This window comes from Paenibacillus sp. PvR133, assembly GCF_017833155.1.
Lineage (GTDB): Bacteria > Bacillota > Bacilli > Paenibacillales > Paenibacillaceae > Paenibacillus > Paenibacillus polymyxa_B.
The window spans coordinates 1,877,639-1,893,306 of sequence record NZ_JAFIBS010000001.1 but is presented as its reverse complement, the minus strand read 5'-3'; the positions used below and the strand labels follow the sequence as shown (position 1 = coordinate 1,893,306).

The 15,668-nt window shown below is 47.1% G+C and carries 14 protein-coding genes; 5 read left to right on the top strand and 9 right to left on the bottom strand.

Annotated elements, in window-relative coordinates; genetic code table 11:
- Nucleotides 1-158: 158 nt before the first annotated feature.
- Both JOE49_RS08430 and JOE49_RS08425 read right to left on the bottom strand, forming a co-directional pair.
- Nucleotides 159-995 (bottom strand): carbohydrate ABC transporter permease, encoded by an 837-nt coding sequence (locus JOE49_RS08430; RefSeq protein ID WP_023986791.1) that lies wholly within the window; start codon nucleotides 993-995, stop codon nucleotides 159-161.
- On the bottom strand, nucleotides 996-1,877 hold the full coding sequence (locus tag JOE49_RS08425; protein ID WP_160788618.1) for a carbohydrate ABC transporter permease: 882 nt from the start codon (nucleotides 1,875-1,877) through the stop codon (nucleotides 996-998).
- 206 nt (nucleotides 1,878-2,083) lie between these two features.
- Here JOE49_RS08425 and JOE49_RS08420 point away from each other — a divergent pair, with 206 nt between their 5' ends.
- Together JOE49_RS08420 and JOE49_RS08415 are read left to right on the top strand one after the other, a co-directional pair.
- Nucleotides 2,084-3,898, top strand: a complete 1,815-nt coding sequence (locus tag JOE49_RS08420; protein ID WP_160788617.1) for a sensor histidine kinase — start codon at nucleotides 2,084-2,086, stop codon at nucleotides 3,896-3,898.
- A gap of 7 nt (nucleotides 3,899-3,905) precedes the next feature.
- Nucleotides 3,906-5,540, top strand: coding sequence for a response regulator transcription factor (locus JOE49_RS08415; protein ID WP_160788616.1), 1,635 nt, complete (start codon nucleotides 3,906-3,908; stop codon nucleotides 5,538-5,540).
- On the opposite strand, the gene JOE49_RS08410 is transcribed toward JOE49_RS08415, so the two are convergent.
- The 3 genes from JOE49_RS08410 to JOE49_RS08400 all read right to left on the bottom strand — a co-directional run bounded on the left by JOE49_RS08410 (nucleotide 5,506) and on the right by JOE49_RS08400 (nucleotide 8,529).
- Entirely contained in the window at nucleotides 5,506-6,093 is a 588-nt protein-coding gene (locus tag JOE49_RS08410; RefSeq protein ID WP_061830002.1) for a GNAT family N-acetyltransferase, read from the bottom strand. The genes JOE49_RS08415 and JOE49_RS08410 overlap by 35 nt on opposite strands.
- Before the next feature lie 110 nt (nucleotides 6,094-6,203).
- Nucleotides 6,204-7,328 (bottom strand): NADH-dependent flavin oxidoreductase, encoded by a 1,125-nt coding sequence (locus JOE49_RS08405; RefSeq protein WP_160788615.1) that lies wholly within the window; start codon nucleotides 7,326-7,328, stop codon nucleotides 6,204-6,206.
- Nucleotides 7,329-7,578: 250 nt separating this feature from the next.
- On the bottom strand, nucleotides 7,579-8,529 hold the full coding sequence (locus JOE49_RS08400) for a bile acid:sodium symporter family protein (protein ID WP_023986785.1): 951 nt from the start codon (nucleotides 8,527-8,529) through the stop codon (nucleotides 7,579-7,581).
- A gap of 246 nt (nucleotides 8,530-8,775) precedes the next feature.
- On the opposite strand from JOE49_RS08400, the gene JOE49_RS08395 reads away from it, so the two are divergent.
- Nucleotides 8,776-9,531: a TspO/MBR family protein gene (locus JOE49_RS08395; protein ID WP_053324525.1), complete on the top strand. Its 756-nt coding sequence runs from the start codon at nucleotides 8,776-8,778 to the stop codon at nucleotides 9,529-9,531.
- Between the two features lie 98 nt (nucleotides 9,532-9,629).
- On the opposite strand, the gene JOE49_RS08390 is transcribed toward JOE49_RS08395, so the two are convergent.
- On the bottom strand, nucleotides 9,630-10,694 hold the full coding sequence (locus tag JOE49_RS08390; RefSeq protein WP_245248355.1) for an undecaprenyldiphospho-muramoylpentapeptide beta-N-acetylglucosaminyltransferase: 1,065 nt from the start codon (nucleotides 10,692-10,694) through the stop codon (nucleotides 9,630-9,632).
- A 125-nt stretch (nucleotides 10,695-10,819) separates the two neighbouring features.
- Complete coding sequence (locus tag JOE49_RS08385; RefSeq protein WP_013308546.1) at nucleotides 10,820-11,200, bottom strand: RidA family protein; 381 nt, start codon at nucleotides 11,198-11,200, stop codon at nucleotides 10,820-10,822.
- A 262-nt stretch (nucleotides 11,201-11,462) separates the two neighbouring features.
- Here JOE49_RS08385 and JOE49_RS08380 point away from each other — a divergent pair, with 262 nt between their 5' ends.
- A complete protein-coding gene (locus tag JOE49_RS08380; protein WP_028541151.1) occupies nucleotides 11,463-11,990 on the top strand; it encodes a sigma-70 family RNA polymerase sigma factor in 528 nt (175 codons plus the stop codon).
- Nucleotides 11,987-13,261 carry a DUF4179 domain-containing protein gene (locus tag JOE49_RS08375; protein WP_209940889.1) on the top strand — a complete coding sequence of 425 codons (1,275 nt, stop codon included), beginning with the start codon at nucleotides 11,987-11,989 and terminating at the stop codon, nucleotides 13,259-13,261. The genes JOE49_RS08380 and JOE49_RS08375 overlap by 4 nt, the downstream gene beginning before the upstream one ends.
- 75 nt (nucleotides 13,262-13,336) lie before the next feature.
- Here the strand turns inward: JOE49_RS08375 and JOE49_RS08370 are convergent, their stop codons facing one another.
- Complete coding sequence (locus JOE49_RS08370) at nucleotides 13,337-14,056, bottom strand: NAD(P)H-binding protein (RefSeq protein ID WP_209940888.1); 720 nt, start codon at nucleotides 14,054-14,056, stop codon at nucleotides 13,337-13,339.
- A 46-nt stretch (nucleotides 14,057-14,102) separates the two neighbouring features.
- A complete protein-coding gene (locus tag JOE49_RS08365; protein ID WP_023986781.1) occupies nucleotides 14,103-15,548 on the bottom strand; it encodes an ATP-binding protein in 1,446 nt (481 codons plus the stop codon).
- Between the last annotated feature and the right edge of the window lie 120 nt (nucleotides 15,549-15,668).

Sequence of the window (15,668 nt, the reverse complement as noted above, 5' to 3'; positions counted from 1 at the left end):
CGGAAAACGGAATGGTGCTGAACAAGCGATAGCGCTCGCCTTTGTCTCTAGATTCCCACCTTTATTCGTTTATTCAGGGGAATCTGGAGGCAACAGCGATGGTAAGCACCATCCGTTTGCGGAGTGGCCACCGTGTACATTTTCAGCTCATCCCACACTCAACCTTTGACCGAACCAGCCATAATACCTTGTATAATATATTTTTGCATGGCCAGAAAGAATACAATGACAGGCAAGATGCCCAGCACCAGAGCAGGCAAAGCCAAATCCCACTGCTTCGTGTATTGTCCAAAAAAGGCATAGGTAGCAATCGGAATCGTGCGCAGTTCAGCCTTTTGCAGTACCAGAGAAGGCAGGAGATAATCATTCCAAATCCAGAGCGTATTTAAAATAATAACAGTTACCATCATCGGTAGCATCAACGGATACACAATTCGGAAAAACACTCCGTAAGGCGTACAGCCGTCCACCGTAGCTGCTTCTTCCACCTCGACTGGCACACCTTTGACGAATCCATGAAAGAGAAAGATCGACATTGGAGCTCCGAATCCCAGATAACAGATTACCAGACCACTTATACTGTTCATTAAATCCAGTGTACTTACAACCTTGACCAAAGGAATCATCACCGATTGAAAAGGAATGACCATGGCAGCTACGAACAGGCTGAACAACACCCGATTATAACGCGTCGGACGCCGGACCATTCGGTAAGCAGCCATTGAGCTGATCAGTACGAGCAGCAGATTACTAATTACCGTAACCACGAGTGAATTCCATAAAGCTTCGGGAAAACGCGTGATGCTCCACGCTCTAGCGTAGTTGCTCCATACAAAGGTTTGTGGCCAGGCCGCAGAATCGGTGAGCAGGTCACCAAAGCTTTTGACCGAATTCACGAATAAAAAGTAAAACGGGACGAGGAATAACAATGCGACGAGGATCATCACCATCTCGGTCGCCCATGTTCCAAAGCGGTAGCGCTTGCTTGTTTCCATTTACGCTTCCACCTCCCGACTTTTCGTCAGTCGTACCTGAAGGCTCGTAACCAGAGCAACAATGATAAAGAAAATGAGTGCTTTAGCTGTTCCCAGCCCATAACGATTATTCACAAACGCTTCATTGTAAATATTGAGTGCAACCGACTCTGTGGACCCGAAGGGACCGCCTTTGGTCAGTGACAAATTGAGATCGAACATTTTGAATGACCATGATATCGCCAGGAAAAGACAAACCGTAACGGCAGGCATGATCAAAGGAAGTATAATCGACCGCAAAATTTGCATCCGGCTTGCTCCGTCAATTTCAGCTGCTTCCAGCATATCGCGGGGCACATTGGTCAGGGAAGAGATATAAATAACCATCAAATACCCGGCAGTTTGCCAGATAAACACGATGACAATGCCCCAGAAGGCCGTGATCTCATCTCCCAACCAGGACAGGTTGAAGAAGGACCAGTTCGTGCTCTCTCCGATTGCTGCAAATCCCTTGACGAAAATAAACTGCCAGATAAAGCCCAGCAACAGACCTCCGATCACATTAGGCATAAAAAAGATGGTCCTGAGTACATTTTTTGTTTTCAGCGGTTTGGTTAGAAAATACGCCAGTAGAAAGCCAAAAATATTCGCAGCCACCACTCCTACCACCGTAAAACGGACCGTAAACCAGAACGCTGTCCCAAATTTGTCATCATTCCATAAAATGTGACTGAAATTATCCAGCCCGACCCACTTTGCCTGATTGGCTACCCCATTCCACTCTGTAAAAGAATAGTACATTCCGAGCATGAAAGGGATTACAATAATGATAACGAAAAATAACGTCGACGGCCCTACAAAAATACATTGCTGGAGCCATTGCGACGACTTGGCGCGATTCAAACCGATCCCCCCTTTGTTGTCTATTGGTGTCTGGAACGCTCCCTTACGGCTTTCTTTCAGCAGCATGATGCTTGGGCCGTACGGATATGCGATTCACATATTCATTATGTCGAATAAGCGCTCTCGAGAACACGTAGGATCGTGAACCATTAGGGGGGAAAATATTGACCTCTGGCTCAACTTGAATTGTGAAAGGAGCTCACTGCATGAAATTTCACAGCATTCGTTCCCGCCTGATCTGGTTTTTGCTCATTGCCGTCACTCTGCCGCTGCTGCTGTCGATGACAATGACCTTCGTTCTCACCAAGCAATCCTTGCGTGAGCAGGCCACACAAGAAAATGAACGGCTTATCTTTCAAGGAATTACGAATCTGGATAACTATTTACAGGGGCTGAATCGCGCGTCCATCGGAGTCTATAATGATCCTCATTTTCTGCGTAATCTGGCCAAAATCCCGGATGATTACCGGGCCGTCGCTGAAATTTACACCACGCTGCAAACGATGATGAATGCTTCGTCGGGCATTGACCAAGTGTATTTGCATTCTTTTGAGGCTGGGCAATCCACGTTGATTACCAGTACAGTCCCGCTACGGGAATTCCGACTGGAGCCCTTTACTGGTTCTATTCATTACGGCCCTTCTGGACTATTCATACAGCCTTCGCACATGAAGCATTTGTACGGCTTTTCGGCGGTTTCCTATGCGGAGCACAGCACAAAGCGGCAGGTATTTACACTTCATCGGGCGATTCGGAACATTCCTGCCTCAGAGACGCTTGGGGTACTGGCTATAGATGTTGATCTGGAGCCGCTGCGCAGTATTTGCCGTCAATTGTATGATGCGGATACAGAGGAGCTGTTTTTGATCGATCGGAACGGAACAATCATATATAGTGGAAAAGAAGCAGCGATTGGAACACACTGGAAGGAATCTGACCTGCTCAATCGAATTTCTAAAGAAGGCGAGCACGGAGTGATTGAGGATGATACGGCACTGCACGTGTACGGCAAGCTGGATGCCAACCTGTCAGGCTGGACGCTCGTCAAGAAAATTCCAAATCGTACGCTGTATTTACGGGCTACCCGCCTGACTCAGATTAATGCGGTCATTACAGGCGCAGCGTTGCTACTTGTCATTGTGGCCACGTTATGGATTTCGATAAAAATCACGGAACCTATTAAGCGGCTGACTCGCTACATAAACCAGATTCAGTCCGGTCAACTGGATGTAGACATTCGGGCCATGAGTAACGATGAGATCGGAGTACTGTCGCGCCGTTTCAGACAGATGATGGATACCATTAATAACCTCATTTTGCGGGAATACAAGCTGGAGCTGGCTAACAAGACACATCAATTGAAAGCGCTTCAAGCACAGATTAATCCTCACTTTTTATATAATACGCTACAGTCTATTGGAACCCTGGCTCTACAGCATGAGGTGCCGCGAATTTATTCTCTGCTCTCTTCCCTTGCCAAAATGCTGCGTTATAACATGCGGGACCATACAGTCGTTACACTCAAGGAAGAAGCCGAACATGTAAAACAATATCTTGATTTACAAAAGGAACGCTTCGGTGAGCAATTAGAGGTCACTTACCAGTGGGAAGATGAGGTGCTAAATGATCGGGTGCCAAAAATGATTCTCCAACCGTTGGTGGAAAACTACTTTAAACACGGTGCCGATCCCCGACTGGGGCCCGGTGAAATTCGCATTACAGGCAGCCGAATCCAGGAAGGCATTGTGAAAATAACCGTGGAAAATAACGGAATTTCCATTCCACAGGCCGATTTGGAGCAGCTCCAGCATATGTTAAAACGTCCGCTGAAAGCCTACGAGGAGCCGGACACTAGCGAGCAGGACTCCATTGGCCTTCGTAATGTTCTATTGCGTATTCAGCTTCACTCGGAGGATGGTTCCAACACCCTGTGCGTAGACAACATTCTGCCTCATGGCGTTCGTTATACACTCGAAATTCGTACTGAAGTCCCTACGGAAATTCATATTAAGGGAGAGTGATCTGTCGATGAAAGTCCTGATTGTGGATGATGAGAAGCATGTACGCCATGCCATTCGGATGCTCGTACATTGGGAAGCGTGCGGTGTGAGCGAGGTACTTGAAGCTGAGTCGGGCGATCAGGCGATTGAGGTCATTACCGCCCTTTCCCCACCCGTTGTACTTACGGATATGCGGATGCCCGGCAAGGATGGAGTAGCACTGATGGAGTGGATTCAAGTCAATTCCCCAGCAACCCGAGTTGTGGTGGTCAGTGGTTATGATGATTTTGACTTGGTTCGACAGGTCATCCGCCGGGGAGGCATGGACTATATTCTTAAGCCCGTAGATCCAGTGGAGATTAACGAGGCTCTAAATAAAGCCACTCAAGCCTGGCGGACAGCGGAGCAAGACCGGAACAGGCAGACGATGCAGGCCATGGAGGTCAACCGGATGAGGCCGCACTATGCTGATAAGCTCCTGACTGAGATCGTTTCCGGTATAGCGAGTACCCCTCTTTCCATTACGCCCTTACGTGAGGAGTTACGTCTTCCCGCAGCTATTCAGATATGTAATGCAGCTGTGATGAGCACCACGCAGCTGGATGCCGATATACTGGACAAATATAAAACGCGTCGTGCGCTTTTGAGCTTTTCCCTGATTAACATCTGCAACGAATTTCTTGGAACTTCTCAAACCGGAATTGCATTCCGTCATCTGGAGCGTATGGACGAAATTATTCTGCTATATTGGGGCGAGCCATCTCGTTGGCCGCTGCTCTTGCAGGATATTCACACAGGGATCAAAACGGCTTTGCGGTGTTACATGCACATCGGGGTTGGCTCTTATGGCTCTTTTGGCGCTTTTCCCATAGCGGCAGCCACTGCCTACCAAGAGGCACGGCAAGCGTTGTGGAAACGGGATGTGTTGCAAACCGCCGACTGGATGCACCAGAGTTCCCAGACACGGCAGAACATTCGTCTTCCCCAGTTGCCTGAGATGGAAGAAGAGCTACGGCTTAGTGCGCTCAGCTGTAATGCCAATCGTGTGTCGATAGCGGTAGGCCACTGGATAGCAGCCGTAGCCGAGCTGCCTTCGGTGACAGCAGAGCAGCTAGCCAGTTGGAATCAGGAGTTGGACTGGATGCTGGCCCGTTGGCTGAATGACAGACCCGGAGATACCGATGGCGAGGAACTGGCAGAGGAGTCCTGCTCCATTCATGCATTGCCGGTCGACAACCGTGGTATGCTTTCCCTGCCCTTATGGCAAAGACAGGTTGAAAACCGACTGCTGGCAGCCGGTCAGGCACTTACACCAAGCCATAGCCCAAACAACCCGACCATCCGTGATATTGCCCGCTATCTGGATGCACACTATGACGAGGACATTTCTCTACAGGATATGGCGAGTCGCTTTTATCTCAGTCGGGAATATATTTCTCGTAAATTTAAGCAGGAGTACGGGGTTAATCTGTCAGACTATTTGTGTCAGATCAGGATGAGCAAGGCAAAGCTATTGCTGCTGAATGACAAGCTGCGCCTTCATCATATTGCCGGTATGGTCGGGTATCAGGATGAAAAATATTTTGGCAAGGTGTTCAAAAAACTGGAGGGGGTCACGCCCGGAGAATTCAGAAAACGCCATTCTGCAAATCCTCAGCCGTGACCGCATACAACACGTGATCTTCCCACACACCATTAATCTTCAAATAGTTGAGAGCCAGCCCTTCGCGGCGAAATCCTGCCTTTTCCATCACTCGATTGGAAGGCGTATTTCTTGGCATCACTCCAGCTTGAATACGGTGTAATTCCAACTCATTTAAGGCGTAGCGTACAATATCCTTCACTGCGGAAGTGGCATAGCCTTGTCCGTGGTATGCAGGATCTACAAAGTAACCCAGATTGGCGTTTTGAAAGGGGCCTCTAGCGATACCCGACAGCTCCATTCTGCCGATCAGCTTATCATTTTCCGGCAAAAAAAGTCCAAACGTATATCCCTGTCCGGCTTGTGCCGCTTCCAAACCGTTAGAAATCAGACGCGCCTGTTCTTCCAGCGTAAAGTAAATTTCAGGTCGTTCTGGCTCGAACGGTTTGAAAAAATCAAAATTTTCACGTCTGATCTCTAATAAACGTTCTGCATCACTTACTTGTAACAATCGAATCTGTAGCCCCGGATGGGTGGACTTTATCAAAATGGCGCCATTAGCTTTATGTAACATTGTCATTTTCCTTCTTTCTCAGTTATTCCTATATTATTGTTCACGGTCACGAGACAGGAAAATACCCCAGGTGCATGAGAGCAGCCTAGGGTATCTCCATCGTTCAAAATTTAGTCCGTAACAGGCATCCAGCCTGGAAGGGTCGTCAACGCACCCCACAAGTAGTCAGGAATGACTAGCTCCTGCTGGGCTTGCTTGGATAATGTCGTGCGAATGGTATCTTCTGTGCCGTTTTGCACCTTCTGAACCCATTGCGGCTCCATCAAAAGCGGACGTCCCAGCGATACAAGCGGTACACCTGTCTCCAGTGCTGCAAGCGCCTCGTCCGGTGTATTCAGCGACCCAACTCCCATAATCGGCACACGGTTACCTACCTTCTCATGGATGAGAACGGTACGTGACCGTTCGTCACCACGGTCACGGAACGAACCACCAAAGAAATGATTTACGGAAATGTGCAGGTAATCCAAACCTTGATCCGCCAGACGGTCTACAAGCACCATCGTATCATCCAGCGTAATGCCTGGCGTGTGTCCTTCCTCAGGAGACAAGCGGTAGCCGAAAATGAATGGACGCTTCGCATGCTCTGCGATCACTTTCTTCACTTCGTGAACAATCGCCAGCGGAAAGGCCAAGCGTTTCTCAAGACTTCCTCCCCATTCATCAGTACGAATGTTGGAATGCGGGGAGAAGAACTGCTGCACCAGGTAACCGTTCGCTCCGTGAAGCTCCACACCATCATAGCCTGCTTCAATCGCGCGGCGAGTCGCTTCGCCATAGGCACGAATGACGCGGTGGATATCGTCGGATGTCATTTCACGCGGCACAGGCGCGCCTTCTTTTTCCTCGGCTACTGCGCTTGCACTGATCGGCTGTCCATCTGGAATTTGATCCGGTGGACACAGGCGGCCACCATGATAAATTTGCAGGATCGCTTTCGCGCCCTCCTGATGAATCGTATCTGCCAGACGGCGCAGGCTAGGAATCATTTCATCCTTGTCCGCACCGAACTCATTAACAAATCCTTTGCCATCTGGAGTTACATACACACAAGCGGTAATAACCGCGCCCACACCACCGGAGCGTTCACGGTAGTATGCCAGTTCCTCGTCACTGACTTCACCATTTTCGTGGGAAGCAAAGTTAGTCATAGGTGCCATGGTAATACGGTTCTTCAACGTAACACCGGATGGCAGGGTAAAAGCTTCAAATAGAGAATTATATTTTGGGTTCATTCGTTCTCTCTCCTTCAGTTTAAATCAGATCAGATAATATAAGGCTGTTAAGCATGAAGCCGAATATGAATTGGATGCAGTTTTCCTTCCATAACGAACTCAAACTACTGTTGCTTACTTAAATACAGTGGTTGTAACAACCACAGTATAATGATCCGCAACTATAAAGTCAAATCTATCCTTTCTGACCTTCCCCAAACTGTTCGAAAAAGCTGAACCGCAGCCACTTGTCACAAGCCACTGACAAAGCTTAATGGTTCCCGGATGTGCTGTTCTTCTCCTCCCGGCGGGAAAACCAGGTCGCGAGCAACGAGCCGGAAATATTATGCCACACGCTAAAAATCGCACTCGGTACAGCAGCAATCGGATTAAAATGAGCTGCTGCCAGCGCAGCGCCCAGTCCGGAATTCTGCATTCCCGTTTCCAGAGTAACAGCTTTACGCTTGGAAAGATTCATACCGAATAGCTTGGCAAACCAATATCCGAGCAGGAACCCGATACCGTTATGCAAAATAACCACACCAAAAATAATCGGACCTGTCTCCAAAATCTTGCCTTTGCTGCCTGCAATCACAATAGCCACGATGAGCATAATCACCAGTGTTGATATGAGCGGCAGCGCCTGGACACTGGCTTCTGCCTGTTTGCGAAATAGCGATTTGACGATAACACCCAACACAATGGGGACAATAACCACGATGAGAATATCCATGATCAGCGACTTCGCATCAATATTCATCCAACGTCCAGCAAGCAGGTTAATCATGGCCGGGGTAGCTAGTGGAGCAATCAGCGTCGATACTGAAGCAATCGACACGCCCAACGCCACATCGCCTTTGGATAAGAGCGTCATTACGTTGGACGCGGTTCCACTCGGGCAACAGCCTACCAAAATGACACCTACCGCAATATCCGGTGGCAGCTGCAATACTAATGCCAATCCAAAGGCCAGAAACGGCATAATCAGATAATGTCCGACCACACCAATAGCCACATCCACTGGACGCCGGAATACTTCACGAAAGTCAGCCGCAGATAAAGTCAGCCCCATCCCGAACATGACAATGCCCAAAAATAACTGTATGTATCCTTTCAACCCTGTAAACGCCGCAGGAAAGAAAAATCCCAAGCATGCAAATAAAAGTACCCAGATGGAAAAGGTTCCTCCTACAAATTTCCCTACTTTCTCCAAGCCATTCATTCTACTTATCTCCTTACTTCTATATAATTTGAATTTTGAGGAAATTCAGCTTATATAGTGCTTAAAATTTTCACCATTGTACTACATATGACTGCATATACATACAACTTTTTATGATTTTACCGGGATCAAGAAACATTTTTCCGGTTAGGACATATTCGAAAGCAAAGTGGGTATATTCATAATAGAAGCTTGTGACCAGTCGGTCATTTTTGGATCATCATTCGTTGTGGAGGAGATATCCCTATGTCACGAAGCCATCCGTATAAATGGTGGAATATTATTGCATTTATCGCTGTCGTTCTCGTTAACGTTCTGGCTTCTACACTTCCTATCGGTGGCAGAAGCACTGCTGCTGTATCCAACATGTACCCAACCTTGATCACCCCAGCGGGTTACGCTTTTTCCATCTGGTCGGTCATCTACGTACTGCTCGCCTGCTTTGTCGTGTACCAAGCTACACCTACAGGGCAAGCCAAGACAAGCGTTCAGTCCATCGGTATTTTTTTTATTCTAAGCTGTCTCTTCAATATCATCTGGATTTTCCTCTGGCAGTATGTATACGTAGAGCTGTGCGTCATCGTCATTATTCTATACTTGCTTTCCTTGAGCGTCGTGTATGTACGTACCCGCACGCCGCAGCCAACCCGCGGAGAAATGTGGTTCGTCAAGCTACCGTTCAGCCTGAACCTCGGTTGGGTATCTGTTGCTACTATTATCAATATTGCAGTGGCACTGGAAAAGAATGAATGGAGTGGCTGGGGACTCAGCGATACGACATGGGCGATCATTATCCTGCTCATCGGCACCGTATTGGCCATCATGGTCAGCTTCCCTTATCGCGACAGCATTTATCCTCTCGTATTTGTATGGGCCTATGTCGCCATCGCCGTCGAGCATCCGAACAATGAAAATGTACGGCTGGCTGCATTGATCTTGGCGGCAATCATTCTGGTGTACGCGCTATGGCTATTCTTTGCCCGTAATCGAGAACGGGATTAAAGAAAACGAATATGATCTCCTAGCCAGAACAAGCGAGCTTGGGTCTTAATCATCTAGCCCAAGCTCGCTTGCTTTGTTTATTCATTTTAACCATGTGATTAGGTATAGACTTTAATCAAATCTATAAGCTTGCTTGTCGAGTGATCTGCATTCATTTTCTTCATATTGATAATATAATCCGACCTTTTTTCATACAAACCAAGAATCATGTCAACAAATCGTTCAGATTCCAACTCTTCTTCTTCTAAAAACTCACAAAAGCCTTGCGCTTTAAATGATTTGGCATTTAGAATTTGATCTCCCCGGCTGACTGCCTTTGAAAGAGGGATCAATAGCATAGGCTTCCGCAGCGTTAAGAATTCAAAAATGGAATTTGAACCCGCCCTAGAAACAACCATATCTGCCATCGCCATAACATCCGCCAGTTCATCGTTTATGTATTCAAACTGCTTGTAGCCATGCATATGAATGGAATGATTCACTTGGTCTTTACCACAAATATGGACGATTTGAAAATGAACGAGCAAAGCCTCTAAATTCATCCAGACCATCTCATTGATCTTCTTGGAACCTAAACTCCCACCCATGATCAGAATGATCGGCTTATTTCGAGTAAATCCGCAATAAGTCAAACCTTTGGCTGCCTCCCCATCTTTTAGTTCATCTCTCACAATAGCACCTACATACCGGGTATGCTTAGAGCGAAAGTACTGAGTGGTTTCAGGAAAGGTAGTACAAATTTCTGTAGCAAATATGCTGGAAATCTTATTAGCTAATCCAGGGGTAATATCTGATTCATGAATGATTACAGGGACTTTATTCAACCACCCAGCCAATACCACAGGAACCGAAACAAACCCGCCTTTTGAAAAAATAATATCCGGTTTTTCTTTTCTTATAATCCGGTACGCTTGAGAAATCCCCTTCAGCACTTTAAAAGGGTCCTTAAAATTATTCCAATCAAAATATCTGCGTAATTTCCCAGTTGAGATACTGAAATAACACACATCTTCTAGTCCAGAAATCAATTTTCTTTCAATTCCTTGTTCAGAGCCTATGTATTGGACACTCCAATGTTGTTCCAGTAAGTGAGGAATCAAAGCTAGGTTTACTGCTACATGTCCTGAAGAGCCTCCACCAGTGAAAATTATTTTTTTAATCATCTCCACCTCCACTCTGTATTCAAAAAAAAACAAAACACATTAAATTTGAGCAACCGGGTGCCTCTATTTAATAGAGACACCCGGTTGCCATACAAACTTTTTATTTTATGAACGGACCTTTCAGACTATTCGCCCTTCAATGCAATGACTTCAATCTCCACCAGTGCATCCTTAGGCAGACGAGCTACCTCCACCGCACTACGCGCTGGGTACGGTTGCTCGAAGAAAGAACTGTACACCTCATTGACGCTGACAAAATCGTTCATGTCCTTCAGGAATACAGTCGCTTTCACAACCTGGTTCATGTTGCTGCCTGCCGCTTCCAGAATGGCTTGTACGTTGCTCAAGGACAGGCGTGCCTGCTCCTGTACATCCTTACCAAACTCACCTGTTGCCGGATTTAGTCCAAGCTGTCCCGAGGTGTAAATAAACCCGCCTGCCTCTACCGCTTGGCTATAAGGGCCGATAGCACCGGGTGCTTTTTCAGTAGCAATTGTTTTTTTCATATGGGTTGGATTCTCCTTCCTGATACTGGTTCACCGTATTATAGCATGTGAAGTCCAAAGCCACTATTCCGTGCGACGGATTAACGCAATGGGCTTCTTTTAAGCCATCCCTTGCGACGGTGCTATATTTTTTTATATCCGCTGTAACCTTTAGCGCCTATGTATCATCTAACTCCTATAACCTGCTACAAAATAAATTCTACAAATACAGATACAGGTACAATGATCATAGCCAGTATAGACGGGAAAGGAGCACCATCCTTTGAATCTCGAAACAAACTTACACCAAGCAAGGCAGGGGGACCGCAAGGCATTCGTCGCCTTGATGAAACATATGGAATCCGATATGTATGGCATGGCGCGTTCCATTCTTCGCAGCAATGAAGATTGCGCGGACGCGATGCAAGAGGCGATGCTCAAGGCATACCAGTCTCTGGGTGAGCTGCGTGAACCTCGCTATTTTAAAACATGGCTGCTTCGCATCCTCATTAATGAGTGCCATCTCATTATCCGCAAGCAAAAACGGATCGTACCCGTGGCGGAATTTATAAAGGAACCCTCCATTTCGGGCGGATATGAAAAAATCGAACTGCGCGAGGCCATCGACCACTTGGAGGAGTCCATGCGAACTGTGATTTCCCTGCACTATTTGCGGGATATGCCGATCAGAGAAATATCAGAGGTACTGGATGTATCAGAGGGGGCCGTCAAAACACGATTACACCGTGCTCGCAGAACATTAATGGACCTGCTACAAAATCGCGGAGAAAGGAAGGTGACCTTTCAATGAGCCCTTCAGAGTTTGAGAAACAGAATAAAGAGCTGGACCAGAAATTACAATCAGAAAAAGAAAACTTGGAAGCAGACACGGTAATGATTCCCGATTTGGTAAGAGAACGCTTAGATGCATTTTACACACAAATGGAATCGGATGTGGAGCCGTTATCCAAGTCTCCTTCCTCTTCCTTACATGGACCAGTCAAAAGATTTCTTCGGGGAACCGCAATTGTCGCTGCTTCTGCGGCTGCCATTGGCATTATGATCATTGGTAGCGCCTTTGTTTCGCCTACAATGGCAGAATCACTGAAACAGGTTCCCCTTGTAGACAGCGTGTTCAAGCTTGCTGGGGATCTCGGGCTGCAAACCGCTGATCAGAAAGGGTTCGCAACTTCCTCGAATCTCAGTGTTACCCATAGCGGTATTACATTAAAGGTACCACAAATCATATTTGACGGGACACGCTTGGTCGTGGCGTTGGAAAAGAGCGGCGGAGATTCACAACATCAAACCCTATATCCGGCCATCCAAACGCAAGGACAGCCCGAGGAGGACATTCTGGAGAAAGTGGACCTGTTCATCAATGGGACATCGGTCAATAGCAATAATGGCGCCTTTAATTTCATGTATGGCCGCCCAGGCAAAGACAGTAATTCTATGCTGATTGCGTATATGCGTGACCCTGCCAGTGGTAAACCCGCCTTATCGGATCAGTTTGAGCTAGAGGTATATGCAAAGTTAAAAGGTATAGCCGAGCCGTTTCGCATACAAACCACGGTTCACAAAACTAAAATAAATAACAAGATACTTCAGCTGCAAATGAGCAAGTCTAATCCGTATCTTACATTTACGGCAGAAAAGGTAGAAATTACACCCATCACGACCAAGATCACAACGTCGTTCAAAATACTGACCGATATTGCACATATGCCGGATGATTATATCGTGGAGCGAGAATACAAGTACATCAAAAACGGCCACACGATCCAGTACACCAAAAAGGAATTGGATATGCTTGAGTATGCTATATTCGACGAGCAGGGAAGAGAACTCCAGCTCCTGAGCGGCTCTGGAGTTCCCCTTACCAAAGAACGTGACAGCAAAATGATCACCCTGTTTACTCCTTTTGTAGACACTCCCCAGAAGATCATTTTCAAGCCTTATATATTGCCAACACAACCAAGAGGCAGTGCCCTACTCGATGCTAATGGCAACTGGACACGCTATTACATTGATGAATTAGAGATTACGATAGATGTGCCGCAAAAAACAAACCACCAATAAAACACAAATAACGCCGCTGTTGTCCGAATCATTGGGCAACAGCGGCGTTATTGTCATTTTATTCCTGCCGTGGTTTTACACGTTCTCATCAGGAGCTGTTCCTGTAACAGGTTCCTCATCATCGGATGTTAGCTCTGCACCAATGACCCGAATGATGTCGTTCGGATAAATATGTACGCCGCTCGCCTGCGCAAGAGCGATTCGTACCATGGCTCGTGCGATGACCGAAGCCGGGATAGCGCGGTAGGAAGCGAGCTTGCCCGTCATTAGACCGTCCAGCGCTTTCATGACAACAGTGGCAGCGGCTTCGCCCATACGTCGTTCAGGTCTCGCGCCCAAAATCAGCGACGGACGGAACAAATGCAGCGCAGGCAGCCCGATAGCGGCAAGCGCCTCTTCAGCCTCACCCTTGGTGCGGTTATAAAACACGCGTGAATCTGGATCGGCCCCCATCGCTGAGATAGCTAGCATCTGTACAGCACCAGCCTCTTTGCCCAACTGGGCAGCCAGCACCGGATAGTCCAGATCCACCTGACGAAACTGCTCCTTGGTGCCAGCTTTTTTCATTGTTGTCCCAAGGCAGCAAAAAACATCATCCACCCCTTCGAAGGCAAACGCCGCTTTCTGTGGCTGTTCCCAATCGATGAGCGCCTGCTCCAGCTTGGGATGCTTGATGTCCAACGGACGTCTGCCCATAACCATGACGCGGTTGTATTCCTTTTGCACCAGCAGCTCTCGTACAACATAACCCCCGACTAGCCCTGTTGCACCCACAACGACCGCTTTACGTTCCATGATAGACCTCCTTTGTGCCATAACGCTCCTGCTCCTACAATAGCGATTAGGTTAATTTAAAGGGTTGTTCGTCCGCCTCCTTGCTTACGGACGGACACATGGGTAGGTACAAGGAAAACGTACTTCCCTTACCCTCCTCACTTTCTAAACGGATAAACCCGCCCAACAAGCGGGAAAAATCACGGCTGATGGACAATCCCAACCCGGTTCCTCCATATTTACGATTAATGGAACCGTTCGCCTGCTGGAATGCCTCAAAAATAACGTGTTGCTGAAGCATGGAAATACCGATGCCCGTATCTTTTACAGCAAATACAACCCAATCTCCCTCCTGTCCCTTTCGATCCAGATGCTGTGTACTCATTTCTAGCAATACACGTCCTTCATGAGTGAACTTAAAGGCGTTGGATAACAGATTACGCAAAATTTGCTGTACACGTTTAGAATCGGACCGAATTTCATTCGGTATAGGCTCATGCTCCTTTAAGCTGAATTCCAGGTTTTTATCCTTCGCAGTGACTTCAAAATGCATCATCATCACCTGCGCAATCTCACGCACATTGACTGGCTCACTTACGATTTCCATGTGCCCAGCCTCGACCTTGGACAAGTCCAAAATGTCGTTAATCATTTGGAGCAAATCATGCCCCGAGGCATAGATGAGATCGCTGTATTGGTATAACTCGTCCTCATCCAGTTCTTTTCCCTGCTCGTTGATAATCTGCGCCAGATTAATGATGCTGTTAAGAGGTGTACGTAACTCATGCGACATCGTTGCCATAAAATCCGATTTATATTGGGAAGCCATCATCAGTTGCTTGGCACGTTCCTCTAGAATGACCTTTGCCTTCTGCAACTCATCTCGCTGCTCTGATAACAACTCATTCGCCTGCTTAATCTGATGATTCCGCTGTTGTTCCATCTGAAAGTCCCTTAAAATCAGAGCAAATAAAAAACTGAGGACGATGCCGATTGGCAGTGTAAGAGGAACAACCTCCGCTACATAATAGCGCCAGGGAATGACGCCCAGACAGGCAATATTTAACGTATTTACGATATTAACCGCTAAAATGGTCACCGATGCCTTAATAATCAAACGCCAGGTGGAACGGCGCATCCAGTAGTTCAATCCGGCGCACAGGACGCCCAGAATGCTCATATTCAAAAAGCCGACCCACGCCGCCATATGCAGACCGAAGGTAAATCTCGTAAGTCCGATTGCGACCCCAATAATAATAAGCGTATAGGAGCGGGGATACACCAATGCCGCGATAATCAGCGGTACAAAACGCAGATCAAAAATAACCGTTTCACTAAAGTTAAAACCAAAACAAGAGCTGACCCATCCGCCAAATATCACTAGCAGCACCGAGCTGACATATTTGAACCGCGAAGAGGTACGACTCAAACCATATTTATAAATCACGTTCGCCACATAGGCAACGGCAATCAGCATCCCTAAATTCATTAAAAACATCATTGAAAATTGCATGGACTCACACTCCCATAGCGCAAGAAAAATTGGATGCCAGGCCTTTATTAACCGCGTTTGCCTTTCTTGTACATCATAACATGAAGCCCCATCTTTCGACATAAAAGATGCTTACATTCC